Annotated in this window: 23 protein-coding genes, 1 tRNA gene and 4 pseudogenes; 14 read left to right on the top strand and 14 right to left on the bottom strand. The window is 38.1% G+C overall.

Annotated elements, in window-relative coordinates:
• Positions 1-40 precede the first annotated feature (40 nt).
• A pseudogene (locus IQ226_RS25845) lies at positions 41-408 on the top strand (hypothetical protein); the annotation flags it as partial.
• Here IQ226_RS25845 and IQ226_RS24900 read toward each other — a convergent pair.
• Positions 356-610 carry a hypothetical protein gene (locus tag IQ226_RS24900; RefSeq protein ID WP_228039247.1) on the bottom strand — a complete coding sequence of 85 codons (255 nt, stop codon included), beginning with the start codon at positions 608-610 and terminating at the stop codon, positions 356-358. The pseudogene IQ226_RS25845 and the gene IQ226_RS24900 overlap by 53 nt on opposite strands.
• On the opposite strand from IQ226_RS24900, the pseudogene IQ226_RS04835 reads away from it, so the two are divergent.
• From IQ226_RS04835 to IQ226_RS04810, 6 genes and pseudogenes are all read left to right on the top strand, one after another.
• Positions 602-820, top strand: a pseudogene (locus IQ226_RS04835) (hypothetical protein); the annotation flags it as partial. The gene IQ226_RS24900 and the pseudogene IQ226_RS04835 overlap by 9 nt on opposite strands.
• A gap of 46 nt (positions 821-866) precedes the next feature.
• Positions 867-1469 (top strand): hypothetical protein, encoded by a 603-nt coding sequence (locus IQ226_RS04830; RefSeq protein ID WP_193892763.1) that lies wholly within the window; start codon positions 867-869, stop codon positions 1467-1469.
• Between the two features lie 195 nt (positions 1470-1664).
• On the top strand, positions 1665-2051 hold the full coding sequence (locus IQ226_RS04825) for a UPF0175 family protein (protein WP_193892760.1): 387 nt from the start codon (positions 1665-1667) through the stop codon (positions 2049-2051).
• Positions 2052-2580: 529 nt separating this feature from the next.
• The gene (locus IQ226_RS04820) at positions 2581-2871 is read left to right on the top strand and encodes a hypothetical protein (RefSeq protein ID WP_193892757.1); all 291 of its coding nucleotides are present in this window, start codon (positions 2581-2583) and stop codon (positions 2869-2871) included.
• Positions 2872-2931: 60 nt separating this feature from the next.
• Positions 2932-5616, top strand: a complete 2685-nt coding sequence (locus IQ226_RS04815) for an SNF2-related protein (RefSeq protein ID WP_193892754.1) — start codon at positions 2932-2934, stop codon at positions 5614-5616.
• A 34-nt stretch (positions 5617-5650) separates the two neighbouring features.
• On the top strand, positions 5651-6325 hold the full coding sequence (locus IQ226_RS04810) for a helicase-related protein (protein WP_228039251.1): 675 nt from the start codon (positions 5651-5653) through the stop codon (positions 6323-6325).
• Between the two features lie 497 nt (positions 6326-6822).
• Here IQ226_RS04810 and IQ226_RS04805 read toward each other — a convergent pair whose 3' ends face one another.
• From IQ226_RS04805 to IQ226_RS04795, 3 genes are all read right to left on the bottom strand, one after another.
• Positions 6823-7437 carry a heme-copper oxidase subunit III gene (locus IQ226_RS04805; RefSeq protein ID WP_193892751.1) on the bottom strand — a complete coding sequence of 205 codons (615 nt, stop codon included), beginning with the start codon at positions 7435-7437 and terminating at the stop codon, positions 6823-6825.
• 90 nt (positions 7438-7527) lie between these two features.
• Positions 7528-9201, bottom strand: coding sequence for a cytochrome c oxidase subunit I (ctaD, locus tag IQ226_RS04800; protein WP_193892748.1), 1674 nt, complete (start codon positions 9199-9201; stop codon positions 7528-7530).
• A 201-nt stretch (positions 9202-9402) separates the two neighbouring features.
• Positions 9403-10353, bottom strand: a complete 951-nt coding sequence (locus IQ226_RS04795) for a cytochrome c oxidase subunit II (RefSeq protein ID WP_193892745.1) — start codon at positions 10351-10353, stop codon at positions 9403-9405.
• A 495-nt stretch (positions 10354-10848) separates the two neighbouring features.
• On the opposite strand from IQ226_RS04795, the gene IQ226_RS04790 reads away from it, so the two are divergent.
• Positions 10849-11799, top strand: coding sequence for a heme A synthase (locus IQ226_RS04790; protein ID WP_193892742.1), 951 nt, complete (start codon positions 10849-10851; stop codon positions 11797-11799).
• Positions 11800-11910: 111 nt separating this feature from the next.
• A complete protein-coding gene (locus IQ226_RS04785) occupies positions 11911-12861 on the top strand; it encodes a heme o synthase (protein ID WP_193892739.1) in 951 nt (316 codons plus the stop codon).
• A gap of 601 nt (positions 12862-13462) precedes the next feature.
• Here the strand turns inward: IQ226_RS04785 and IQ226_RS04780 are convergent.
• Positions 13463-14647: an NAD(P)H-quinone oxidoreductase subunit H gene (locus IQ226_RS04780; protein ID WP_193892736.1), complete on the bottom strand. Its 1185-nt coding sequence runs from the start codon at positions 14645-14647 to the stop codon at positions 13463-13465.
• Between the two features lie 452 nt (positions 14648-15099).
• Between IQ226_RS04780 and IQ226_RS04775 the strand changes: the two genes are divergently transcribed.
• The 4 genes from IQ226_RS04775 to rsmH are packed head-to-tail and all read left to right on the top strand — an operon-like array spanning position 15100 to position 20174.
• The gene (locus IQ226_RS04775) at positions 15100-18327 is read left to right on the top strand and encodes a type ISP restriction/modification enzyme (RefSeq protein WP_193892733.1); all 3228 of its coding nucleotides are present in this window, start codon (positions 15100-15102) and stop codon (positions 18325-18327) included.
• A gap of 41 nt (positions 18328-18368) precedes the next feature.
• Complete coding sequence (locus IQ226_RS04770; RefSeq protein ID WP_228039245.1) at positions 18369-18800, top strand: hypothetical protein; 432 nt, start codon at positions 18369-18371, stop codon at positions 18798-18800.
• A 22-nt stretch (positions 18801-18822) separates the two neighbouring features.
• Positions 18823-19248, top strand: coding sequence for a hypothetical protein (locus IQ226_RS04765; protein ID WP_193892730.1), 426 nt, complete (start codon positions 18823-18825; stop codon positions 19246-19248).
• A 17-nt stretch (positions 19249-19265) separates the two neighbouring features.
• On the top strand, positions 19266-20174 hold the full coding sequence (rsmH, locus tag IQ226_RS04760; protein WP_193892727.1) for a 16S rRNA (cytosine(1402)-N(4))-methyltransferase RsmH: 909 nt from the start codon (positions 19266-19268) through the stop codon (positions 20172-20174).
• A gap of 164 nt (positions 20175-20338) precedes the next feature.
• Here rsmH and IQ226_RS04755 read toward each other — a convergent pair whose 3' ends face one another.
• The 9 genes and pseudogenes from IQ226_RS04755 to IQ226_RS04715 all read right to left on the bottom strand — a co-directional run.
• Complete coding sequence (locus tag IQ226_RS04755; protein ID WP_193892724.1) at positions 20339-20734, bottom strand: hypothetical protein; 396 nt, start codon at positions 20732-20734, stop codon at positions 20339-20341.
• 3 nt (positions 20735-20737) lie between these two features.
• Complete coding sequence (locus IQ226_RS04750) at positions 20738-21103, bottom strand: hypothetical protein (RefSeq protein ID WP_193892721.1); 366 nt, start codon at positions 21101-21103, stop codon at positions 20738-20740.
• Positions 21100-21783 (bottom strand): TIGR04255 family protein, encoded by a 684-nt coding sequence (locus IQ226_RS04745; RefSeq protein ID WP_193892718.1) that lies wholly within the window; start codon positions 21781-21783, stop codon positions 21100-21102. The genes IQ226_RS04750 and IQ226_RS04745 overlap by 4 nt, the downstream gene beginning before the upstream one ends.
• A 158-nt stretch (positions 21784-21941) precedes the next feature.
• Positions 21942-22015 (bottom strand) — tRNA-Val (locus IQ226_RS04740).
• Positions 22016-22085: 70 nt separating this feature from the next.
• Positions 22086-22865, bottom strand: coding sequence for a photosystem II S4 domain protein (locus IQ226_RS04735; RefSeq protein ID WP_193892715.1), 780 nt, complete (start codon positions 22863-22865; stop codon positions 22086-22088).
• A gap of 98 nt (positions 22866-22963) precedes the next feature.
• Positions 22964-23464 carry a hypothetical protein gene (locus IQ226_RS04730; protein WP_193892712.1) on the bottom strand — a complete coding sequence of 167 codons (501 nt, stop codon included), beginning with the start codon at positions 23462-23464 and terminating at the stop codon, positions 22964-22966.
• Positions 23465-23482: 18 nt separating this feature from the next.
• Positions 23483-23866 carry a hypothetical protein gene (locus IQ226_RS04725; RefSeq protein WP_193892709.1) on the bottom strand — a complete coding sequence of 128 codons (384 nt, stop codon included), beginning with the start codon at positions 23864-23866 and terminating at the stop codon, positions 23483-23485.
• 313 nt (positions 23867-24179) lie between these two features.
• A complete protein-coding gene (locus IQ226_RS04720) occupies positions 24180-26183 on the bottom strand; it encodes a TolC family protein (RefSeq protein WP_193892706.1) in 2004 nt (667 codons plus the stop codon).
• 109 nt (positions 26184-26292) lie between these two features.
• Positions 26293-26613: pseudogene (locus IQ226_RS04715) on the bottom strand (ATPase domain-containing protein); the annotation flags it as partial.
• Between IQ226_RS04715 and IQ226_RS04710 the strand changes: the two are divergent.
• Positions 26582-26919: pseudogene (locus IQ226_RS04710) on the top strand (hypothetical protein); the annotation flags it as partial. The pseudogenes IQ226_RS04715 and IQ226_RS04710 sit on opposite strands and share 32 nt — an antisense overlap.

Raw genomic sequence — 26919 nt, 5'->3', positions numbered from 1 at the left:
TTAAGCCATTTTCAGTATATGCTAAATTACTTTGTTACTTATGTATGATAATATCTGCAAATTTCTAGCTGAAAACTTCAAAGACGACTTAGCAACATGGTTACTAGTACATCACGGCGTAAATAAAGCAACCATATTCAATCGCCAAAAAGCCTACTGTACATTAGTTTTGACTTTTGACTTTTGACTTTTGACTTCCGCCCTGCGGTACTAGGTTCACCAATTAAATTAACAGAACTTAGTCCTACAGAATTATCTAATGAACCAATTAGAGCCGACTCATTAATACTATTACAATCAGATGAATTAGTTCTACATATCGAATTTCAAACCGACCCTGACAAAGATATACCCTTTAGAGTGTTAGATTATCGAATCCGGGGTTATCGTCGGTTTCCTCACAAAAAAAAGATTTAGTCTCAACTCCAATTTCTAACCAATCTTCGATAATTGGTAAAACTCCATCTGGTAAATAAACAGTTCTATCTTTACCACCTTCACCGCTGCGGACTTTAACACTGCCAGAATGGAATTCATTGCTGGTAAGGATCCGAGCGATCGCATTTAAAGATTGCCCCATTGCGGCACGAGAACCGGGAGTAACTGCCAAAGTCCTTATGTTTTAAGTGAGGAAACAGGGATAAATTTAGCTTTGTTATTTCAGACGGTGCAACCACTTTCTAAACCTGAAAGAATTGCTAATATTGCCCAAGGAATAAAAGCCATGAGTTATGAGGAATCCCATTATTGGTTTGCTAAGATTAGTAATGGGAAGCGTAGTCAAGCGTTAAAAGCGATTAGGGTATTATTAGGAGATTGAGGTTTTTCACTATTGACTGTGGTGTAATTAATCAAAGGTAATAGTAATGGTTTACAGTGATTTTAAATTAAGTGAAATTATCCAAAAATTTGAATTGACATTAAACGAAGTATCAGGATTATTTGGAAATGTTCCAGAGGAAGAATCTAGTGATTTACTAACAACAATCCTCAAGGAAAACGTTGATTTAGCTGTTTCAATTAATACCGAAAAAGCCCGTTCTGAAATGATAATTAGTCCAATTTTACTGGAAGTAAGAAGAAAGTTAAATAATGAAATCAGTTTATTTTCTGGGGTAGATTTTAATGTTGATAATCAACAAGGGTTAAATGGTTTTTGTGATTTTCTGATTAGTCTTTCTAAAGAACAGCTTTTTGTCCGCGCACCTGTAATTACATTGGTAGAAAGTAAAAATGAAAACTTGAAATCAGGTTTGGCTCAATGTATAGCTGAAATGTTGGCTGCTCAATTGTTTAATGAACAAAAACAAAATGCGATTAAGATTATTTATGGTGCTGTGACTATAGGTACTATTTGGCAGTTTTTGAAGTTAGAAGATAAAGTAGTTTCTATTGATTTAACTGAATATTATATCAAGGATGTGAAAAAGATTTTGGGAATTTTAATAAGTGCAATTAAGCAATTATAACTGATAACGGTTAGTAATTCTCATTTTGAAACCAGTTTGCGTCATTCCAGCGAGAGTGTATTGCTACTGCAAGCGAACGCTAAAATTATTAAGAATTATTAACTCTTTATTATGCAAGGCTTTTTATGTAATCAAATCTTAAAATGAGAATTGTTACTGTAAAATAAAAATGTAGGGTTAGGAGATTTTTAAATTATGCAAATTACAATTGATTTACCAGATACATTAACGGAAAAGATACAAGATACATGGAGTAATTTACCACAAAAAATCCTGGCTAATCTTGTGTTAGATGCCTTTAAAGATGGATTGATTAATTTTGATGAGTTACGAGATATGCTCAATTTTTTTTCTAATGCTGAATTTCAGGAATTTTTAAAACAAAAAAATATGCTTCATTCTGGGGGAATACTTAATTTATATGGCGCTTGTGCTGATATTGATTTTGCAGAAGATGATCTAGGAAATGATATCCAAATTGCTACTATTGCTTTAGCGAATAATTTAATATTAGTAACTCATAATGTGAGAGAATTTAGCCGAATTGAAGGTTTAAAATTTGAAGATTGGGAAGTTATATAGCAATCCTAATCAGGATTTACAGGATGTTAATTTTTGTCTGAATCAGGATTTCCAGGATTAGAGGATTTACAGGATGGGTTTATTTGTGAGGATCATAATTGATTGAATTTATGTAATATAATAAAGAGAGTAAACTGACAATTAAATATTTACAACTCACAGACAATTCATCAATAACAATCCTGAAAATCCTCAAATCCTGTAAATCCTGATTCTGACAATTAAATATTTACAACTCACAGACAATTCATCAATAACAATCCTGAAAATCCTTAAATCCTGGATATCCTGATTCAGACAAAAAAATCCTGACAACTCACCAACAATTCATAAATAACAATCCCGTAAATCCTTAAATCCTGTAAATCCTGATTCAGACAAATAAAATGTTATCAACTCACAGACAATTCATAAATAACAATCCTGAAAATCCTAAAATCATGGTTATCCTGATTCAGACAAAAAAATCCTGACAACTCACAGACAATTAAACAGTCAATTAATAACTATTAATCACAGGAGATTGAAAATGAAAGTAAGATGCATAAAACGGGGACAGAATATAGAAATATTAGAACAACTTAACAATATTCCAGATGGAACAGAAATCATAGTAGACTTAGAAATAGTAGACTTAGAATTTATTGAAAATCAAATCAGAAAACCAAAACAACCATTAACAGAACAGGAGAGACTAGCTAAAGTAAATAAATTATTCGGTACTTGGAAAAATCAACCTGAATTAACCCAAATATTTGCAGAAATTGACCAAGAACGCCATACTTATCAAGGTAGAATTATAGACTCAATTGATAATTAGGATAACGACTAAAGATTTTATCAATATTCCCAATTTAAAATTAGATAACTGGTTAGAAAATTGAAAACTCTACGCGATACCTCTTGGAAAATTAGCTACTCCAGCAACACCCATAATACCATTGCTGACTTCTATATTCCTGCCTTAGAATCTGCCATCCAATATGACAGAAAATCAGGCTTTTTTAGCAGCGCTATCTTAAGTAAAGTAGCGCGGGGTTTAGGGGCAATGTTACACAATCAAGGCAAAATTCGGTTAATGATGGGATGCCAATTTAGTCCCCAAGACTTGCAAGCAATAGAACAAGGATACACATTACGGGATGCTTTACTAATTCGTTTAGATGCCGACTTAACACCACCCGAAAACTTTGCCCAACTCAAACATTTAGAAATACTCAGTTGGTTAATTCAAAATCAATATATCGACATCAAAATAGCCATTCCTCTGCAGGAAAATGGACTTCCAGAAGATAGCATACAACAACTAGATCCTCAACATATATTTCATGAAAAAGTTGGCATCTTTACAGATAGCAACGGTGATAAATTAGCATTTAATGGTTCTAATAACGAATCTATTGCCGGTTGGGAGAAAAACGTCGAATCCTTTCACGTTTATTGTTCTTGGGAAGGAGGAAGAGAATTAGATAGAGTAGAAGAAGAAGTTTCCAGATTTGAACAACTGTGGTATAACTTATCCCCCAATGTGCGCGTATTTGAAATTCCCGAAGCAGTGCAACAAAAACTGTTAAATTATGCCCCAACATCTAAACCTACCTGGAATCCTCAAATTGAATTTGATGACAGTTCACGGTTCACAGTTGACGGTTCACAGTTCACAGATAACCAACAAAACACAGTCAACAACCAACAGTCAACAGTCAACAGGCAACAGTTAACAGTCAACAGTCAACAATTAACAGCCATCAACGAACAGGAAAAACAAGCATTTTACCAACTAGCGAATATTCATCAACATCCTGGATGTTTAGACTTTTGTTTAAAATCAATTCCCATAAAACCCTGGCCACACCAAATTAAAATATTGCGTCGGGTAGCAGAAACCTTTCCTAAAAGTTTTCTTATTGCTGACGAAGTTGGATTAGGTAAAACTATTGAAACAGGACTAATTTTACGTTATCTCTTGTTAGCTAAAAAAGCCAAACGGGTACTCATCCTTTCCCCTGCAAGTGTCCAACCCCAATGGCAAGAAGAATTAAGAGAAAAATTCAATTTACATTTTTGGAGTTACAATCAAAATTTGTTCACAGTTCACAGTTCACTATTAACTGAACAATACCGTCAACATTCCACAGTCAACAATCAACAGTTAATAAATCCCTGGAATAGCCAAGATTTAATTCTCGCTTCTTCCCATTTAGTGCGGAGAAAAGAAAGAATGCAGGAATTACTAGCCGCAGAACCTTGGGATTTAGTGATATTAGATGAAGCACACCACGCTAGAAGAAAAAGCCCTCAAAATCGCAAAGAAACACCCAATCGGTTATTAGAATTAATGCAGCAATTAAAGGATAAAACTCAAGCCTTAATTCTGCTTTCTGCTACTCCCATGCAAATTGATGCTATAGAAGTTTTTGATTTATTAAGTTTACTAGGAATACAAGGACATTGGAGTTATGGAGATAATTTTTGTAATTATTTTGAATCATTACCAAGTAGTGTAAAACCAGAAATCCTAAACTTTTGGCAAGTCATGTCTAATGACTATTTTCAACAAGGAGGGAAACCTTGTTCTCGATTACAGCAATTTTTAAACCAACAAGATAGAAATATTGCTTATAAAATGCAGGATTTATGGGAACGAGGTAGGAAAATCTCTAATCATAAACAATTATTAGCAGATGAAAATTTTATTAATACTTCTCGACAATATTTAACAGTTAATACCCCTTTAAAAGATTTGATGTTTCGTCATACCCGCGATACATTGAGACAATATTATCAACGCGGATTATTAGCCCAAGATATTCCTAGTAGAATTGTGCAAGATAATGCCATTAGTTTAGAAATTAACCGTGAAGTTCCGCTTTACCAAGCTGTTAGTAATTATGTCCGTCATTTTTACAGACTAGCACAAAAAGATCAGCGTACCTGTCGCGGTTTTTTGATGACTTTGTATAGGAAACGTTTAACCAGTTCATTCTACGCTATCAAAGCATCTTTACAACGGGGTTTAGATTGTTTATTAACTAAACAAGGCAGTTTTATTACAGAAGATGATTATGCCGATATTGATGAAGCTAATGATGCAGTAATTTCGGGAATGGAATCTTTCTTTGAAGAAGTAGACCCCCAGGAAATTCAATATTTAGAAGATTTATTACAGCAATTTGAAAATACAGGAGAAGATAGTAAACTTTCCCATTTTATTCAGATTTTACGTCAAGAATTAAGCCAAAGAGAAAGTGCTATTGTCTTTACTCAATACACAGACACAATGGACTATTTGCGAGATGCTTTAAAAGAATTATATGGTAATCAAGTGGCTTGTTATTCTGGACGTGGTGGGGAATTATTAAAAGTTAACAGTTCACGGTTCACAGTTGACAGTCAACAGCCAACAGCCAACAGTCAACAGCCAACAGCCAACAGCCAACAGTCAACAGCCAACAGTCAACAGCCAACAGTCAACAGCCAACAGCCAACAGTCAACAGCCAACAGCCAACAGTCAACAGCCAACAGCCAACCAAGTTGGTGTGTAGTTCCCAAAGAAGAAATTAAACACAAATTTCGCCAGGATGAAATTAAAATTCTTTTGTGTACGGAATCAGCCTCAGAAGGGTTAAACTTGCAAAATTGTGGGGTATTAATCAATTATGATATGCCTTGGAATCCCATGCGAGTAGAACAACGGATAGGCAGAATTGATAGAATTGGACAAAGGTATGAGACTGTCCGCATCCATAATTTTTATTATGATGGCACTGTAGAAGCAAAAGTTTATAGAAAATTGCGCGATCGCATTAACGCCTTTGCTACAGTTGTTGGTAATCTCCAACCCATTTTAGCTAAAGTTCCCACATTCATTGAACAAGCAGCAATGAGTGCAGATCCAGAAGAAGAGGATGTATTAATGTCTGAGTTTGATTCAGTATTAGATGCGCCTCTACGTTCGGGAATTGAAGCAATGGTGACAATGGATTTGGATGCTGATTTAGCGGAAATTCAAAAGCCTATTCCACCCACTCCTTTTACACCAGAAAGCATTGAACATTTATTTACCACATCAACAATTTTAACATCTGCTGGGGTGATTTTTCAGCCAAACGGGGAAAGAACTTGGTTACTTATCTATAAAGGTAAGGAATATCAGATCACTTTTTACCCAGATATGTTTGATGAAATCCCTTCCCTGAGATTAATGAATTTTGGAGAACCTTTGTTTGCCGAGTTTTTGCAGATGACACAAAACTTATGGGTAAGTAGGTGAACACAATAAAACCAATCTGTGTAAAGAAAAGTAAGAATGTTACCCAACAAAATATTTGATAATTTTGATAATGTTGGGTTGCGCTGTCGCTTAACCCAACCTACTAGACATCTCCAGAAATTAGGTTTTCGTCTAGACAGGTTAAGGGTTTTAGATTCTTTTTCGGAGATGTCTACTATATAGGGGATGCTGAATAAATCTTAAAACATTACAGGTAAACGGTTTTAGACATTTTGATTTTCAAAAAGTGCAAGATTTTACGACGTGGGAACTCGAAAACCTTGCATTTAAGTTGGATGCAAAGGAAAAATCGCTTCCATCTAACTCTTGAAACTGTTCCCTGTTCCCTGTTCCCTGTTCCCTGTCTCCACAGATAACTTTTTCAGCAAACCCTATATACTTATACCATAAATAATAACCAGTACAAACAAAAAAACCCCCAAAGAGGGGGGGACTGTAGGTTATTCGAGTGGAGTGAACAACTAAGTAATAAATACCTAGAGTAAATAGAGTAATCCGAACAAAATAATCCAAATTACGTCTACAAAGTGCCAGTAAATTTCCGCTGCTTCAATCCCGAAACGGTTTTCATTGCTGTAGTGTCCGGGGGTAAGCGATCGCCATAGAACTGCTAAAATTGCTAAAACGCCGATAGTAACGTGCAAACCATGAAAACCAGTCAAAACATAAAACGTACTAGCGAATAAATTGGTAGTCAGACCAAACTCCAAATGAGTATATTCATAAACCTGACCCGCCAAAAAAATCGCCCCCATAGCTGCGGTAATTGCCAACCAAAGCTGCATTCCCTTCGTATCATTCTTTTTAATAGCCGTATCAGCATTGTGCATCACAAAACTACTAGCTATCAAAATAGAAGTATTCACAGTTGGTAACAACAATTCTAAATGCGGTGTCCCTGTCGGTGGCCAGACAGGAATAGTAGAACGGTAAGTCAGGTATGCACCAAACAAACCCATAAAAATCATGCCCTCAGCCACCAAAAACATAAATAGACCCGTCAAACGATGATCTGGATGTTCCTCGTGATGAGAAACAGTTGTATGGTGACTTAATTCCGTTGTGGCCGTGTCAATAATTTGACCTTGCATAAATTTTTAGTTGTCAGTTGTCAGTTGTCAGTTGTCAGTTGTCAGGAGGAAGAAAACAGAAAAATCTTCCCCCTACGCCCTGTCCCTTTTCTAAAGTGCTGATTCAGTTTGGGGAGTTAACACAGGTTCAGTTTCCACCCGTTCCTCACTTACCCCGTAATCATAGGGACCTGTAGTTAAAACAGGGAGAGTTTCAAAATTCTCAATACTAGGAGGAGAAGAAGTCATCCATTCCAAAGTCAGCGCTTGCCAAGGATTATTCCCCGCTTTTTCCCCATAAAACCAAGACCAAACCGCATTGATGATAAATGGTAAGGTCGAAACCGCCAATATATAAGACCCGTAGGTACAGATTTCATTCAAAAACGTGAACTTAGGATCATATTCCGCAATGCGGCGGTTCATACCCATTAATCCCAGTTTGTGCATGGGTAAGAAAGTCATATTTAAACCAATCATGGTGAGGGCAAAATGCACCTGACCCCAAAATTCGTTCAGCTTCCGTCCCGTCATTTTTGGGAACCAGTGGTAAATAGCCGCAAAAATCCCTAACACACTGCCACCAAACAAAACATAGTGGAGATGTGCCACCACAAAGTAAGTATCGTGAACGTGAATATCAAAAGGAACTGCGGCCAACATGACCCCACTAATACCACCAATCACGAAAGTTGCTAAAAAGCCGATGGCAAACAACATAGGACTGTTGAGGCGGATTTTGCCACCCCAAATAGTTGCCAACCAACCGAAAATTTTAATACCAGTGGGGACAGCGATGATCATCGTCGTGATCATGAAAAACATCCGCAACCAACCGGGAACACCACTGGTAAACATATGGTGCGCCCAGACGATTAACCCTAAAAAGCTGATAGCTAGGGATGAAAAAGCGATCGCTTTATAGCCAAAAATCGGTTTCCGGGCATGAATTGGCAGAATTTCCGAAATTGCCCCAAAGAAAGGCAAAATCATAATATAAACCGCCGGATGAGAATAGAACCAGAACATATGTTGGTAAACAACAGGATCTCCCCCACCAGTCGGGTTAAAAAACGTTGTTCCTGCCAGCAAATCAAAACCCAGCAAAATCAAAGCCGCAGCTAACACTGGTGTAGATACCAACACCAAAGCCGAAGTTGCAATCATCGCCCAACAAAACAAGGGCATTTGAAAGATACCCATACTGGGAACACGCATCTTCCAAAGGGTGACGAGAAAATTAATCGCCCCCAAAATCGAAGAAGTTCCTAAAAGCAGGATACTCATAATCCAAATCCCCTCACCCACCTGGCCTGTCACCAAACTCAGAGGTGGGTAAGAAGTCCAACCAGCATCCGGGGCATCACCTACCGCCAAACTAGCAACCAGTAATACACCTGCTGGGGGAACCATCCAAAAAGCTACTGCATTCAGTCGCGGAAATGCCATATCTCTCGCCCCAATCATCAGCGGGATCAAATAGTTCGCAAATCCCGCCCCCGTTGGTACAATCCACAAAAAAATCATGATTGTGGCATGGAGAGTAAACAGACTGTTGTAAATTTCTGGCGTAACAAAATCTACCTCTGGAGTCCGTAATTCTGTCCGCACCAAATCAGCCATTACGCCGCCAATGCAGTAAAAAACAAAGGATGTTACCAGATATTGAATCCCAATCACCTTATGGTCTGTACTAAAACCGAAAAAGTCTCGCCAATGCCTTTCCCCATGTTCTTTAGCATGGTTAGGAACATTAGCAATTTCTTCTAACTGCGCTTGTGTCATATTTTAAAAAAGGAGTCAGGAGTCAGGAGTATGGCTAACGCCACGCTATGCCTTCGGCACACTACGTGAACGCTATCAGGAGTTCAGGAGTTCAGGAGTCAGAAAGAATTTTATCCCCCTGCCCCCTGCCCCTGCATGAATGTATAACTTAAAGGTTCAAAATCTCTTTTTGTAACTGCTGCAACTCAAGTAATTCCTAAACTACTTAATTTGATGCAGAATTTCTGAGTGAATGCCCATATCGTGAGTGTAAGGAGAGAGAAATTCATCAGCAGTCATAGTCATGGACATAGAATTAACAGCCACCGCTTGATTAGGGATATCTTTAGCAGCAATTAGTTGTTCTTGCATCCAACTATCAAAAGCTTCCTGTGTCTCCACAACTACTTGGCTTTTCATCACCCCGTGATATGGACCACACAATTCAGCACAAATTAGGTCATAATCACCCGCTTTTCTGGGTGTAAATCGCAAATGGGTTTGTCTACCAGGAATAGCATCCTGTTTTACCCGAAATTCAGGAATCCAAAACGCGTGGATCACATCATTCGCTGTCATGTTGATTTCCACAGTTTTGCCAATGGGTAAATGCAGTTCACCCGTTGTTACGTCCTTGTCTGGATAGTTAAACAACCAAGCATATTGAAGTCCAGTGACGTTAATGGTTAATTCTGCTGGTTTTTTGACTTCACGAGAACTTGTATCTGACTGTGATACCTGGACAACGGCAGCCCTTGCCGTTCGCGGCATATTCATGGCATCTTCCATCATCGGGGCAGCATGAGCCGAATGGGGATCAAAGCCACCAGTGTTGTTATACACATCAAAACTGTAGAGAGAAATACCAACAACGATAATTGCGGGGATCGCTGTCCACAGTATCTCTAGAGGTACATTACCTTCAATTGCTGGCCCATCTTCATTGTCTCCAGCCCGACGACGATATCTAATAACAGCGTAAATTAAAACACCTTCAACAATCAAAAATATGCCTGTAGAAACAGTCATCATGGTGTTGAATAGACCATCTACCAAAGGGGCTTCGTCGGAGGCCGCTACAGGTAACAGACCGTGATTTTGACCGTACCAGAGGCTGGCAAGTGTGAGGACAATGCCAATGAGTAATGTCCAGATTGCATTTGGAATTTTCACGGCTGATTTGGTGATTAATTGACTATTTTATCTCAATACCTTCGATTCGTAGGTTGGGTTAGGCAACAGCGCAACCCAACAAAGCAAAAAATGGTAAAGGCATTTTTATCTGTAAGTTACTTCACTTGTTAAAGTAACTCTACTTACTAAGGTAGTGCAGGGAATGAGATATAGTGTCCGCTGGTCTGAAATCTTTATTAATTTTTTCGATTAAGAACACAATTTTGAGTACAAGGGAGATAAGTTGTCTTGCCCAGGTTAGATGACAATTAGGCAAAAATTTTCAGAAATTTCCATTAATTCCCATTGGTTAATTATTTCCATCTGCAAAACAGCACAAAATCTTACAGCGAAAACTAGCTAAAGTGATCCAAAGTGTAAGGGAAAGCTGATTTCTACATTTTGACCTATAGGTTAGGGTGAGTAGAGGTTGGTACTAAATCAAGATAGAAAATTTTCAACTGTTCTTGCACAAGCAGTCCGAAGGTATTGTTAATGAATGAATTTGTCCTAGAACAACAAAATAAAGCGGCCACAGTAGCACGACAGCCCCAGGAGATAATTCGTCCCTTGGTGTGGAAAATATGCGTAGCCACCTTAATTTTGATGGCTATAGGCAGCGCTACCCGCGTGATGAATGCTGGTCTTGCTTGCCCTGACTGGCCTTTGTGCTATGGGGAGTTAGTTCCAGCCAAGCAAATGAATCTCCAAGTGTTTTTGGAGTGGTTTCATCGCCTTGATGCAGCTTTAATTGGTTTTAGTGCGATCGCCCTTTGTGGTTTATCCTGGTGGCATCGTCAATCTTTACCCAAATGGCTACCTTGGGCATCCACATTTGCCCTGTTTTTAATCGTCTTCCAAGGAATTCTGGGCGGACTGACTGTAACTGAATTATTGCGGTTTGATATCGTTACCGCCCATTTAGGAACAGCGTTACTATTTTTCACCACGTTGTTAATTATCGGCACAAGTTTGAGTCCCTATCAAGGCACGGGAACAGTAGGAAAGTTGCCTTGGGTGGGTTTAACTGCTGCTATTTGCGTCTACTTGCAAAGTTTACTGGGTGCAATAGTAGGTTCGCGTTGGGCTTTACACCAGTGTTTGGCAGGGGAACTGCTGGCAGCAGCGCCTCGCTATCAACTTTGTGATGTCATGTACAGCCATATTTTTGGCTTAGTACCGCCAACCATCGCTACTTTAGCAGTTGTTTTCATCTCTTGGCGAACACCCGCACTGCACCCGACTTTGCGAAAACTGGCAAATATGGCTGGTGGTTTGTTGATTTTACAACTCCTCTTGGGTGTGGCTACCTTCCGTCTACATTTACAAGTTGAACCTCTCACTGTTTCTCACCAAGCTATCGGTGCGACTTTACTGGGGACTTTGGTAGTATTTACAGTTTTATCACTACGGGATCGTTTACTTCCTCCGTCACCAACACAGTAACTCAGTTTTACTCCTGACTCCTTCTTCTTCCTCCTCCTGACTCCTGACTCCTGACTCCTGCTTACAGCGGTTTGCTGACCAGTTCTTGAAAAATAAGGAAAAAGACCCAACATGATTGAGACTAATGTCTCTCGTCGTCAACACGACACATTTCTCCAAGTCGTTCAAAGTTACTACCAGCTAACCAAACCCCGAATTATTCCCCTGCTATTAATTACTACTGCTGGGAGTATGTGGATAGCTGCCAAAGGTGAGGTAGATCCTTGGTTGTTAATTATTACCATGATTGGTGGAACTTTAGCAGCAGCCAGCGCCCAAACCATTAACTGTATCTATGACCGAGATATAGATTATGACATGGAGCGGACACGCCATCGTCCTATGCCCTCTGGGAAAATTCAACCCCGGGATGCGTTAATTTTTGCGATCGCCCTGGCTGTACTTTCTTTTACCCTCCTCACGGTATGCGCCAATCTTTTAGCCGCATTCTTAGCCTTCTCTGGCATCATCTTTTATGTTTTAGTCTATACTCACTGGCTCAAACGTCATAGCACTCAAAATATCGTCATTGGTGGTGCAGCCGGAGCAATTCCCGCTTTAGTCGGTTGGGCGGCAGTCACAGATACTTTAAGCTGGGCGGCTTGGCTCATCTTTGCCATTGTCTTTTTATGGACACCCCCCCATTTCTGGGCTTTAGCACTAATGATTCGTGATGATTACGCCAAGGTAGGCATCCCCATGTTGCCTGTAGTCGTAGGCGATGAAGCCACCGTCAGGCAAATTTGGTTTTATACGGTAATTACTGTCACAGCAACCATCTTGCTGTTTTACCCCTTACACGCCAGTGGCATTGTCTATGCTGTTATTGCCTTGACTTTAGGGGGAGTATTTGTCCATAAATCTTGGCGGTTGTTGCAAAATCCCGAAGATAAAACCATCGCCCGCGAGTTATTTTTGTATTCCATTTCCTACATGATGCTGTTGTGTTTAGCAATGGTGGTAGATAGTTTACCTATTACTCATCATTTAGTGAGTACAGTGCTTCATCAATTCCACTTGTAATCATGCTCAGGATATAGATCCCAGATCCCCGACTTCTCCAAGAAGTCGGGGATCTATTAATTTAGGGTATTGATTCTGGAACGATGGTAGCCAAATCATAGAATAGTGGTTTTTGTCTGTATTTTGTAATCAAATTTAAGCAAAGTTCAGTAGTTACAGAATATTTTGAGATAGGGAGTGAAACTCTTGCTCCTGATCAATAACTAACGTTACGCGGTGGTAGTTTTGGTAGTGAGGATGATCCAGCGATCGCTCCTAATATCTTAGAATCTACTAATCTGATCTATATGGTCAATGTTCTCACTGCCATTAAATACGGTTATATTCTCAAGAATGAAGATGATGATATTCCTGAAGAATTAAGAAGAATATTGGCATTTTAACAAATAAAAGCCTGAGATCTTTGCTCGGCAATCTTTTCAGGCTTTACTTTCTCTAAATTTTTAATTCCTAAATTTGCTTTAGTATCTGCGGAATGTGGGATTAAATTAAGCCGATAATGTTTTTTGTCAATAGGTACGGTAGGTAATGTAGAGACGTTAGAATGTCTCTACAAGGATTCCAGAAAGTACACATTTAATTCCTGGAGTATCACGATTGATTACCTATCAACAGAACCCATAATTACGTCTATACTACCGAGAATAACAACGATATCTGCAACCTTCATTCCTCGCAGTAAATGAGGTAGAATTTGTAAGTTGTTGAAGTCTGCGGCGCGGATTTTCCAGCGCCAGGGGAAAACATTATTATCACCAACTAAATAAATCCCTAATTCTCCCTTACCACTTTCGACACGGGAGTAGATTTCACCTTTGGGAACTTTGAAAGTCGGAGAAACTTTTTTAGCCACGAATTGGTAATCAAAACCATCCCATTCAGATTTTTTCCCAGCCATTAACCGCTTGGCTTCTAGGTTTTCGTAGGGTCCACCGGGTAATCCAGCGATCGCTTGCCGAATAATTTTAACAGATTCGCGCATTTCTCGCATCCGTACCATGTAACGAGCAAGACAATCGCCGACGGTTTCCCACTGAACATCCCAATCAAAATCATCGTAACATTCGTAGTGGTCAACCTTCCGTAAATCCCATTTTACCCCAGAAGCCCGTAACATCGGACCAGAAAGCCCCCAATTAATAGCTTCTTCACGGGTAATAGTTCCCAGACCTTCAATACGGCGGCGGAAAATGGGGTTATTGGTAACTAAGCGTTCGTATTCATCCACTTTGGGGATAAAGTAATCACAAAAATCTAAACACTTATCTACCCAACCATAGGGTAAGTCAACAGCCACACCACCAACACGGAAATAGTTATGATTAACCATGCGGTAGCCTGTGGCGGCTTCCCACAGATCATAAATCATTTCCCGTTCCCGGAATTGGTAGAAAAAGGGTGTTTGCGCGCCTACGTCAGCCAAGAATGGACCAAACCATAGGAGGTGGTTCGCAATGCGGTTGAGTTCCAGCATAATCACGCGAATATAGCTGGCGCGTTTGGGTACGGTGATACCTGCTAATTTTTCCGGTGCGTTGACTGTCACCGCTTCATTAAACATCCCCGCAGCGTAGTCCCAACGGCTAACGTAGGGGACGTACATGATTGTAGTCCGGTTTTCGGCAATTTTCTCCATTCCCCGGTGTAGATAGCCAATAACTGGTTCACAGTCAACGACATCTTCACCATCTAGGGTCATAATTAGGCGCAAGACTCCGTGCATTGATGGGTGATGAGGACCCATATTTAGCACCATCGGTTCAGTGCGGGTTTCGATTCTACTCATAGATTTTGCTGTTCTCCCGTTGTGGATGTTGTAAATTGACCCGCTAAAATTAACCTGCCACGATTGTTATTGTCTGCCAAAATTTAGCTTATAGGGATAATTTCTAGATTATCTCTACAGGGTGACGTTGGAGAGAGGATAGCAGAGTCGGTTTTGTACTTGATGTTTTATTTTGTGCAGCTTCTTCAATTATTATAGGTAAGCCTGATATATAAGAGATTGAGAATCTGGATTTTTTTCATGTACCTGGGGTTGTGGGAATGGGAAAAATCTTCCCGGTGCAGATGACTAACCCTAAATTGTATCAACGTCTTGGTGATTTTACTGTTAGTTAAGATAGATTTAATTTATAATTACTCTAATTAATATCTATAGTTAAATTTTAGCTCACGCAGAGGCACTCCAGGCACAGAGGAAGAGAAGCAGAGTTTTTTAAGGGGTATGATTCAGTTATGAATTATTTACAAGTTTATTTTCAGGAAGTTACTCAAGTTTATCAAGGACAAAATGCTACTGAACATAGTTATCGTCCGGCTTTTAAGAAGTTAATGGAGTCTTTGGATTCTGGTATTCAAGCTATTAATGAACCGAAAAGAATCGCTTGCGGTGCGCCCGATTTTGTGGTAAAAAATGGTGTTTTAGAAATTGGACATATTGAGGCTAAAGATATTGGTGTTTCTCTCAAAAAAGTGGAAAAAACTGCTCAAATGGGGCGTTATTTTCAGGCTTTGGGTAATTTGATTTTAACTGATTATTTAGAGTTTCGTTGGTATGTCCAAGGAGAGTTAAAACTATCTGCATCCTTGGGAACTATTGATAAAAACAAAAAAATCAAAGTTGATCAGGAAGGAATGCAGGAAGTTGACCAACTTTTGCGGCAATTTTTATTAGCTAAAGTTCCCCAAATCACGACACCCAAGGATTTAGCTAAACCTATGGCTAGTTTAGCTCAATTGATGAGAGATGCTATTAAAACGGCGTTAAATGATGTGGATAAAGGGGGAACTTTACGGGAACAGTTGGAATCATTTCAACGAGTATTAATTAAGGATTTAACCGTTGAACAATTTGCGGATATGTACGCCCAAACTATTTGTTATGGTTTATTTGCAGCGCGGTGTAATACTGATAATGTTGAGACTTTTTCACGGGAAACAGCAGCTTTTAAATTACCGAAAACTAACCCTTTTTTAAGAAGTATTTTTGGACAAATAGCCGGACATAATTTAGATGATAGAATTAGTTGGACTGTAGATAATTTAGCGCGTATCCTCCAACAAACGGAAATGGCGGAAATTCTCAAAGATTTTGGTAAACGGACTCGCACAGAAGATCCTATTGTCCATTTTTATGAAACTTTTTTGGCGGAATATGACCCGAAAATGCGAGAATCAAGAGGGGTTTATTATACTCCTGAACCTGTGGTTAATTATATTGTCAAAAGTGTAGATTATATTCTCAAACATAAGTTCAATATTGGTAAGGGTTTAGCAGATTCTAAAAAGATTAAAGTTCCTAATCCCCAGGGTGAGGGAACTATCGAAACCCATCAAGTTTGGATTTTAGATCCTGCAGTGGGAACGGGAACTTTTATCCACAATGTCATTGATTTTATTTATGATAAGTTTAAAAATCAAAGGGGGATGTGGTCAAGTTATGTTAGTCAACATTTATTACCGCGATTATTTGGTTTTGAGTTATTAATGGCTCCCTATACTGTAGCACATATAAAATTAGTTTTACAGTTGCAAGAATTAGGTTATGATTTTAGTTCTGAGGAACGGTTAAGGATTTATTTAACTAATACTTTACAAGAGGCTTTTCAGTTAGAAGATCAAATGGTTAGTTTTGGTTATCGAATTAAACAAGAAGCAGAAGCAGCAAAGCTTATTAAACAAGAAAATCCAGTTATGGTAATTTTGGGAAATCCTCCTTATTCTGGACACTCTGTAAATACAGGTGATTGGATCAAAAATCTTTTGAAAGGTGAAGATAGTATTTATAATTGTGAAACAGGAAATTATTTTGAAGTTGACGGAAAACCTTTAGGTGAAAAAAATCCTAAATGGTTAAATGATGATTATGTAAAATTTATCCGGTTTAGTCAATGGAGAATTGAAAAAACAGGTTACGGAATTTTAGCTTTTATTACCAATCATGGTTATTTAGATAACCCCACCTTTCGGGGTATGCGTCAAAGTTTAATGGAAACTTTTGATGAGATTTATGTTTTAGATCTACATGGTAATAGTAAGAAGAAAGAAGTTTGTCCTGACGGTTCAGCAGATCAAAATGTTTTTGATATTCAGCAAGGGGTAGCAATTGGATTTTTTATTAAATATCAAAATAAAGAACAAAATAGTCAGAAACAATTAGCAACAGTTTATCATGCTGATTTATGGGGTTCTAGAGAAGTTTATGAAAATAAAGAGTTAGTTGGTGGTAAGTATCATTGGTTAGGGGAAAATGATATTAGTTCTACTAATTGGGAACAATTAGCACCAAATACACCATTTTATTTATTTAAGCCTCAAAATATTGATTTAAGAGTCGAACATGAGCAAATGTGGAAAATTAACGAAATAATGAGTGTTAATGTTTTAGGTTTTCAAACTCATAGAGACCATTTTGCTATTGATTTTGATGAAGAAAATATTACTAAAAGATTTCAAGAATTGCGAGAGAACAATTTATCTAATCAAGAATATGCTGACAAATATAACATTACTAATAATCAAAATTGGGAATTAGATAAAGTTAGAAAAGCAATTCTCTCAGATGATAAATGGAAAGCTAAAATAATTACTTGTTTATATCGTCCTTTTGATTTACGCTATTGTTATTATAGTGATGTAGTAATGGATAGACCCAGAAAAGAGTTACTGAATCATGTTTTTAGGAAAGATAATTTAGTTTTCAATTTACCAAGAATAGTAAAACTCCAGGAATGGAGACATTCACTAATATCTAATGTTCCCTGTACTGCTATTTCTATGGATGTAAATGGTTCGTATATTTTTCCTCTTTACCTTTACCCAACTAATAAGCCTACTCTTGATAATAATATCATTAATCAGTCTCATGAACGTAAACCGAATTTATCCCCAGAATTTATTACACAATTCTCTGAAAAACTAGATTTAGAATTTATTTCTGATGGAAAAGGAGATAAAACTAAAACCTTTGGACCTGAGGATATTTTTAATTACATTTACGCTATCTTTCATGCTCCTATTTACCGTCAACGTTACGCTGAATTTTTAAAGATTGATTTTCCTCGTGTTCCTTTAACTGCCAATGCTGCACTTTTTTGGGAATTAGTGATCAAAGGTGATAAACTAGTCAAATACCATTTAATGAAAGAAACAGGAACAGAAATTTCTACCTATCCTATTCCTGGTTCTGATCTGGTCGAACAGGTCAAATATGATGAAAATCATCAACAAATCTGGATAAATGCTGAACAGTATTTTGATCAAGTTCCGCAACAAATCTGGAATTTTTATATTGGTGGTTATCAAGTTTGTCAAAAATGGTTGAAAGACAGAAAAGGAAGACAATTAAATTTTGATGATATTAGTCATTATCAAAATATTATTTCCATCATATCGGAGACTATTAACATTATGGAACATATTGATCAAATCATTGACAAATATGGCGGTTTTCCGTTAGAATGAAATAAAAAAGGTGTTCATTTTCAGCTATAAAGATTAAGAAATTGTCTAATATTCCAGCATCTAACCCCAATCAAGCAAATGGTGAAATCTCTCTTAATGATAGATGGTCTTATCTTAATCAATATGAGAAAAAATATCTCAAAGAAGCTATAAAAGCTTATGATAAAATTATAGAATCAAAAGACGATATTCTCAAAATAGCCAATCGGTATCAATTAAATTGTGAGGATATTGAACGAGCTAAACAGTATGCTTTTGGTAGGGGAGTGTTACAATATCAATTTATCCCTGATTTGCGTATGGCTGAAAGTTGGGAAAGAATGACACTAGGAGAAGAAATTGATAGTGATGAGGTTTTACTAAAGCATGAAATTCTTGAATCAGATTTGGTAATTAATCAAGGTATGAATCAATTAGATGCTCATAAAATAGCTCAAAATAAATACCCTTGGTCTATAATGATAACTAAATGATAACTAAAGCAGATAAGCAAAAATGAACAAAACATCTGAACAAAAATTTTTAGAAGCCTTAGATATTTGTCAATTATTAATTGATTTTAAATATCGTCCTACCAATTTAACCTATCAAGCAATAGAGTTATTTTGTGATATCGGTAAAAATCCTCTTGAATTATTAGAATTATGTCAAAAATATTCTGGTAGGATTGAAAAAATATGCGAAGTTATTCATGAATATGGCACAAGTATAGATAATTGGCGTGTTGATTGTCCCCTTGGTTTTGGTGTAAAAGATCATTGTAGCTTTTTGAGTTTTTTTCTCAATCTTGATCTTTGCCAATTTGAATATTTTACAGACAATTTTACCACATTAGAACAAATTGCGGAACTATTTAAAGATTGGAAAGGAATTGATTTTAATTCTGTCATTGAAAAGCAAAAAGTAGTTACATTTTCATAAATTAATCAAATAAATTAATGAGCAAATCAGATTTACAAAACTCACTAGATTTAGAAGAAATTACGTTTTCCCATATTCCTGTTCTCAGTCAAGAAGTGATTACAGGTTTAAATATCCAACCTGGTGGACATTATTTAGATTTAACCGTTGGTGGTGGTGGCCACAGTCGGTTAATATTAGAGACTGCTGAAGATGTGAAAATTACCGCAGTTGACCAAGATGAAGATGCTTTAAATGCAGCAAAAGAGAATCTAGCAGAATTTGGAAATAGAGTCAAATTTATTCATAGCAACTTTGCTAATTACCAATTTCCAGAAAATACCTATCATGGAATTTTAGCCGATTTGGGAGTAAGTTCCTATCATTTAGATAACCCAGAACGGGGTTTTAGTTTTAGAAATACCGCAAATTTAGATATGCGAATGAACCAGCAACAATCCCTCACCGCTGGAGATATTATCAATGAATGGGGTGAACAAGAATTGGCGGATATTTTCTTTAAATACGGTGAGGAGAGACTTTCTCGCAGAATAGCCAGAAGAATAATTGAAAAACGCCCATTTAATACTACTACAGAACTGGCAAATGCGATCGCCTACTCCGTCCCTCCTAAATATCGTCATGGGAGAATTCACCCCGCAACCCGTGTTTTTCAAGCTTTGCGAATTGCTGTTAACGACGAATTAAAAGTCCTGGAAACCTTGATAGAAAAAGCACCTCACGCACTAATTCCTGAAGGAAGAATAGCTATTATCAGTTTTCACAGTTTAGAGGACAGGCCAGTGAAACATGGTTTGAGAAATTCCCCCTCCTTGCGAATATTGACAAAAAAACCCATAATTGCCACAGCAGCAGAAATTAAAGAAAACCCCCGTTCCCGTTCTGCTAAATTGAGAATAGCAGAAAAGAAAAATACAGACGATTAAGACTGGAAGTTGAGTAACGTCATCATACCATTTACCATTTCTTTATCAGGCTGCACTTTAGCTGAGAGTCATAAGCCTGTTAATTGATGAGGTTCAGCAGCGTTAAACCTCTACCCACAGAATCAAATTATGGTTCTTCCGTACCTGTTATGCCAAATATGAGTTTATTTACCCCATAACCTTCCAATGAAGAAAAATTCAAAAACATTGTTTTTAGGAATTTCTGAATAAGAATTTAATGGTTTAAAATTTTCCAGAGGGAAACAAGGGCATACAACTATCTTTTCTTTCCTATCTAAATCACAGGTGCTAGTTATTATCATTGCCGGTGCTTGAAAATTAGACACCTTTCCATCTTTAGTGAAATTTAAGAATGGAATTATATTAAGTATGTCTCCCTGTGACCATTGTTTAACTGGATCGCATAAAACCTGAATACTGCTATTTTGAGTACCAAATTGTTCTAGAGCGAGCCTGGCATCGGCAGTATTTCCATCTGGATAGACAGGGAAAGCTTTTTGTAAATATTGGATTAAACCATCTAGTTGAATTCCACCCATTACTTAAAAATCCGGAAATCCTTGCTCTGATTGTGATGCAAGTATCTCTTTCCATAATTTGGAGTCTTCATAGCTAAGAGACATACTCCTTTCTTGCCATTTTGTAGTAAACATGACAATAGCTTCCTGCTTGGTTATCGTTTTTTGATAAATTTGCGGAATTTGAATATTGTCTTCAACTGAAACAGCCGAATCAAATGTTAGACTACGGATAGGCATTGTTGTTGATGAAGTTGCCACTGTCGCAGCGAGAAATAATGGAGTCAAACACTGCTCCAAAATTTTAAAATTATGGCTGCTACCTGTTTTATATACAGAATAATCTTCCACAGGATAAGTTGACGAATTCATAGTTAAAGAAACGTTCATGGTTTTACCCCTTCTTCTAACTGAGGAACTAAAGTTTTAAAGTTCTCTTTAATAAGCTCATGTGCTTTTGATATCCAATCAATTAATTTTTCTATACTCCATTGCTCCTCTGGTTGTTCAATATTTTTGTCATTCTGATAAAAAGAGTTTAAATCTAGGATTAAGCCATGATCATTGGAATTAAATTGTACATTTATATCTAGAAATAATCCGGTTTCAACTTTATCTACTTTCCTCACTTGTATAAATTCTGTAATATCAAAACTTTTGTTAGTAAAGGGAGAGGAAAGATTCAAAAACTCAAAAGGATCGGCTATTTTATTAAAACTATTAATATAACGAAGCCCTATTCTGTAAGCATAGCTGATTTTAGTTCCGTGCGTTTGTGCAGAAGACAAAATTTCTTTTATATCGTCTATAAAATCACTAAAATTTGTATATTGTAGATAATTGACACTAATAACATCAGATCCTATTTGAAATAATTTGGACTGATCTTGACCAGAAAAGCGATGACGAACAACACCTGATATTGGTACAAACTCAGGCAATCCAGGAGGCTCTAATTTTTGCGTGAGTGGAAAGTTTACTTTGTGAGACACTGACATTGCGCAAGCAAAAATAGCGTAATCCTCTATAGGGGGAAAACGTATTTCTAATACTACTTCTTGTAATGCCACAGGTTTAGAGACAAATTGAAAATTGTTAACTTAATAGAATTCTACATTTAAACAGCGAACTTTACTATAATTCTTTATTATATTTTATTATATATACAATTGTACTAGTTTACTAACCTGCCACCAACGACAAAGAATTAGTCATTGTACAAAAAATATGGACGGTATTGGACTCGAACCAACGACCCCATCGATGTCAACGATGTACTCTAACCACCTGAGCTAACCGTCCGTAATCAACACAGATTAATAATCTATCATATAAAATATAATCTGTCAACCCCTAAAACCAAAATTCTATCCTACATATATCTAGTCAACTGCACCCGATAGCGATCCTTTTTCGTCACCGCAATTTCCCCAACTTCCAACCGCCCTTTTCCCCGAATAGCGATTAAATCCCCTGTTTTAACGTGGGAACTGGCTTGGGTGACTTCCTTCCAATTGACACGCACATCATTAGAGTCTATCAAATCCACCATTTTACTGCGAGACATCCCAAACCCAGCCGAAGCCACCGCATCTAACCGCAAAGAAGCTTCCACAGTCGTCATTTCCTTCTTCTTCGGTTCGCGGATTTTTAACTCACTAATATCAATGCGTTGAGTTTTCACCGGCACAGAACGCACCTGTTGTAAACTCATTTCTAAAAATTCTACCAATTCAGGGACAACAATCACCTGCGCCCCTCTTTCCCCCAAAACAATTACATCTCCCGTTTTTTCCCGCACAATTCCCGTTCCCAGCATTGCGCCTAAAAAATCCCGGTGATTTGCTGTATCAAACAAGAAATTACCAGCAATTTCTAAAGCCACGATCGCCACTTGAGACTGATCTAATGGTAAATCAGCACGAGCGATCGCTAACCTTTGTCTTTCCGCCTGTGGATATCCACCCCACGCTACCGAATGCACCTCCGTTAAACGGCTAAATACCCGTTGAATTTCCGCCAACTCCGGCGGAGACAAAAAATCTGTACATACCACTTCCCAGGTCTTTATAGCTTGATCTGCTTGATCAATTACACGGGCGACAGTATCGCGGTTTTCAACACCTTTTAAAAGTTCTTCTCTAGGTAGCATGGAATTATAGGAGTTCAGGAGTCAGGAGTCAGGAGTTCAGGAGAAATAAAGAAAGAAGGAAGAAGGGAATTAACCAATTACCAATTACCAATTACCAATTAATTAGTTTCCGCATAACCTTGAATATTTTCTGGTTCAAACTGGCGGAGAATGCGAGTAGCTTGACGAGTTAGAGTTTCCGAACCCTGTACCACAATTAAATATTTACCTGCATCTAAACGATTGCGATAGGGTAAAGCATCACCACCACCCTCAAATAAACCCACGCCACCACCTACAAATACACTACCCATTGCACCGCTACCAGCCCCCAGAATACCGCCAATTACATGATTGCCAATTTCTCCAGCCCAAGCGAAGGTATCTAAACCGGTAATCAAACTGAAGGTAAAACCAGCAAAAAAGCCAAATGGTACTAACCAAATCGCCATTAGCTTGACTTGTTTTTTCGCTTGTTCTTTGGGATCAATTAAACCAAATTCATCAGCACTTTTGTATCCTCTACCGAGAATAGTGCCATTTATGCCTTCTCTTTCTAAAGCTAAATCAGCGGCTTCAGCCTGGATGCGATCTGATAATACAGCAACAAGATAATTCATCAATTTTAAAACTCAGGATTAATGTGACTTTAGCAAATCCAAAGGCTCACAAAAATTATTCACACCTTGTTTAAGAATATAAATTAAAACGGGTGTAGCCAGACTTTTGGGAAAACTCGGTATTGTCCTTAGATGTAATATCATCCCTTGAATTGACTCATTTAACAAGTCTTCTCGATATTCTTGTTCACAAATTACCGCCCGCCATTTTTTGGCTAAAGCATCTAGCCAGTCGGAATTGGTTTGTTCTGGTTCTTGTCCAGCCCGAATGGCCAGAGTCATTACCGCATCTTCTAAATCTCCATCGCAATCCTCTATCAAGTCTAATGCTTCCATTGCTTGCGGATCATCTGCTAAATGAGAACGAAATTTGGCAATCTCTTGTGATGTAACTTTAGTCATGAGTTTTTGACTAGACCAGGATTTGAAAACTATTTTACAGCATTGGGACTGGTGATAGGTATACTCAACACGGCTTAATTATTTGATTTTGCGGGTAGGGGTAAAGCAAGAGCTTCATTGGTGTCAAATTAGGCTAAAAATGGCTTATTTGTTGGCTGACAAACCTGCCCGGAACTTAAGTTCCGGTCTCAAAGCTAAAGTGCGTTTTAACGCACTCTGAATGTTAGAATAGTCGGTTTTAACCGACTTTAGCTTTGAGACAGGGAATTTATTCCCTGGCTGGCTTTAAGTTGACCCATTTACCCATTACCTCTTACTTGACCCCTGATTCCTGTAACTGATTCAAACCCCTAGTGGTAACGTATCTTTGTAATTCAGTTAAAGCACGGTTGTAATCTAAAATTGCTTTAATGCGATTACCTTCAGAACGAGTGAGATCATTTAATGCGTTAATTACATCAGTTTGAGTGCCTACACCAGCTTGGAATCTTAACCGCGCTAACCGCAAAGACTCTTTAGCTTGTTCTAAAGCGACATCAGAAGTTTTCACATTCTCCAAATTTGATGCTTGGGTAGAATATGCCTGTTCTACTTGGAAGCGGATTTGGTTACGCTGTTCAGAAAATTGAGTTTCAGCGATCGCAATATTGGTCTTAGATTGGGCTGCTCTGGCTTTTGCTGCCCCACCATCATATAAACTGAAGGTGGCTTGCACTCCCAAAGAATAACCATCACTCACGCTGGTGCCATCATCAAATTGATCTAACAAGTTATATCTACCCACTAAGCTCACTTGGGGACCCAAAGCTGCTAATGCTTGTTTTCTTTGAGCCTCGCTAATATTGCGCTGTGCTAGGTTCTGTTGTAGTTCAGGACGATTTTGATAAGCTAAAACAATACTTTGTTCTAGTGGATGTTGCCATAAACCTGCCGGTTTTACAGGATCGGACGCACTAATACTCACTGATTGGGGTAAATTCAACAGTGGTGCTAACTTACGGCGGGCAATTTGTTGTTGAGAAAAGGCACTAGTTAAGTCCTGTTGGGAGTTGGCTAAATTTACCTGCGATCGCAACACATCGAACCGAGTCCCCACACCAGCCCGTTCTAAAGCCACTGCATCCTTCAAACTCGCCTGAGCATTTGTAACCGCTGACTGGGAAATTCTCACATTTTCATCAGCTTGTTGCAAATCATAATATGCCCTAGCCACATTCAGGCGAATTTCTTCAGATTGTCTTTCCACATCCAACTCTTGCACCCGGATCCGTTCTTCAGCCTCTTTAATCGCTGCATTACGTCTACCAGAGGTGTAAAGATCATACCTTATCTGTGCAGTACCGCTAAATGTCGTATTAGATGGAGCATCATCTACGGTTAATCCATTATTCCGTTGTCTTTTAACAGCTAGTGTGTCACCAACACTACGACTATTAGTTACATCACCGCTCAAATCTACACTAGGCATTAAAGCCGCTTGAGCTTCACGCAAAACCGACTTACTCCGTTCCAGTTGCAGTACAGACACCTGTAAATCATTATTATTCCGTTTAGCCAGTTCCAGCGCCTGTGACAAACTAATTGGCTGAGTTTCCTGCACCTTCACTTCCTCTGCTTGCGTTGGATATAACAGCGGATTAGGACTGGGATTCAACTCCTTAGGAACATTAGGAAAATCTACAGGTTGACTAGGTGCAGAATTGACATTTTCTGCGGTCGGAGGTGTACTGGTTTCTGTCGTAGTCGGAACAGTTGTTTGTGCTATCAAACTATTATTTTGCGGTAAGCAGGTGTTAGCAGTAAGTAGTAAAGCTGCTTGACTCTTGGGCTGTGATTGTGGACAATTACTAGACTCTAGTAACTTTGATACCTCAACATCACCATTGATCACTTGCTGATCAGAGTTACTTAAACTACCTAACTGAGAATTACTCGCAAACAGTAAATTATCACCTGAATTTGATAAATCAGAAAAACTTACAAATCTATTGTTATATTTCGGAGAATTTTTTTCTCTCCCAGTGCTGAAATCATTGTCAGCCATGATTATAGGTAGACTGGAGTTACCAACAAGCTTGATACTGCCTTGACTAAAATAACTAACAGGTAATAATCCTGGGTTACTATTAACTTTACTTTTAGATAGTAGGCTATTGTCTGGGAATAAATTTCTACTATTAGTAAAAACCAACACACTAGGAGCAGACTTTAGTTGTGACTCATTCACTTTAATAACATTAGCCCAAGCGGGCTGAGTTGTTAATACTGCTACTGTTACACCAGGTAAGAAACAATGGAATAATTGCTGTCCTTTCACCGCATCCCCTCACACAAAAAATATTAATTTAGCGGCAGAATACTTGTCTTCAACACAAAATATAGCACGATCTGGAGATTTAGGCAGAAATATCGCACTATAAATCATGTTAGAGATCAGAACTCGGTTTGTCTTCAAAACGTTTAACAATCCGAGACAGTTCTGCCTTTTCGTCTATACTAACGCGGGTAGGCGCACCACTAATAATCCGCTCATAATTACGGAATGAATCTTTAATATCAGGACCATCTGCCGTAATATTATATTCACGAATGCCCTTGTCGTGCCATGAGCCGCGCATTTTAAATACGTTAATTGCCCGCGACATTTCTCCCCGAATCTCTACATATTGTAACATCAAAATTGTATCTGTAATCGTGGAAATATGGGAGTCAGTAATGGAATTAGAACCCAGAAATTGGTCTGTGGTAGTAACCGTTCAGGGGGGTAGAAGAGCGATCGTTAAAAAATTACCTCCAAAATGTGATAAATTAAGTGACATGGAACTAAATCGCGTCAATCACTTAGAACAGATACCTCCAGAAGATTGGGGTAAGACTCCAGCCAGCGTCAAGAAACTGGTGGAGGAAATGGCGCAGGAAATAGAAAAACAGTCAAAGAAACTAACAGAAGTCCTGACAGTTCAAGAACAGCTATTAGAAAAAATAAATAGGAGTTCCGTTAACTCATCATCACCACCATCAAGTGACCCACCGGGATTTGGAAAAAAGCCTGT

Source organism: Dolichospermum sp. LEGE 00240 (genome assembly GCF_015207875.1).
GTDB classification, from domain to species: Bacteria; Cyanobacteriota; Cyanobacteriia; order Cyanobacteriales; family Nostocaceae; genus Dolichospermum; species Dolichospermum gracile.
This window is presented reverse-complemented; position numbering and strand designations above follow the sequence as displayed.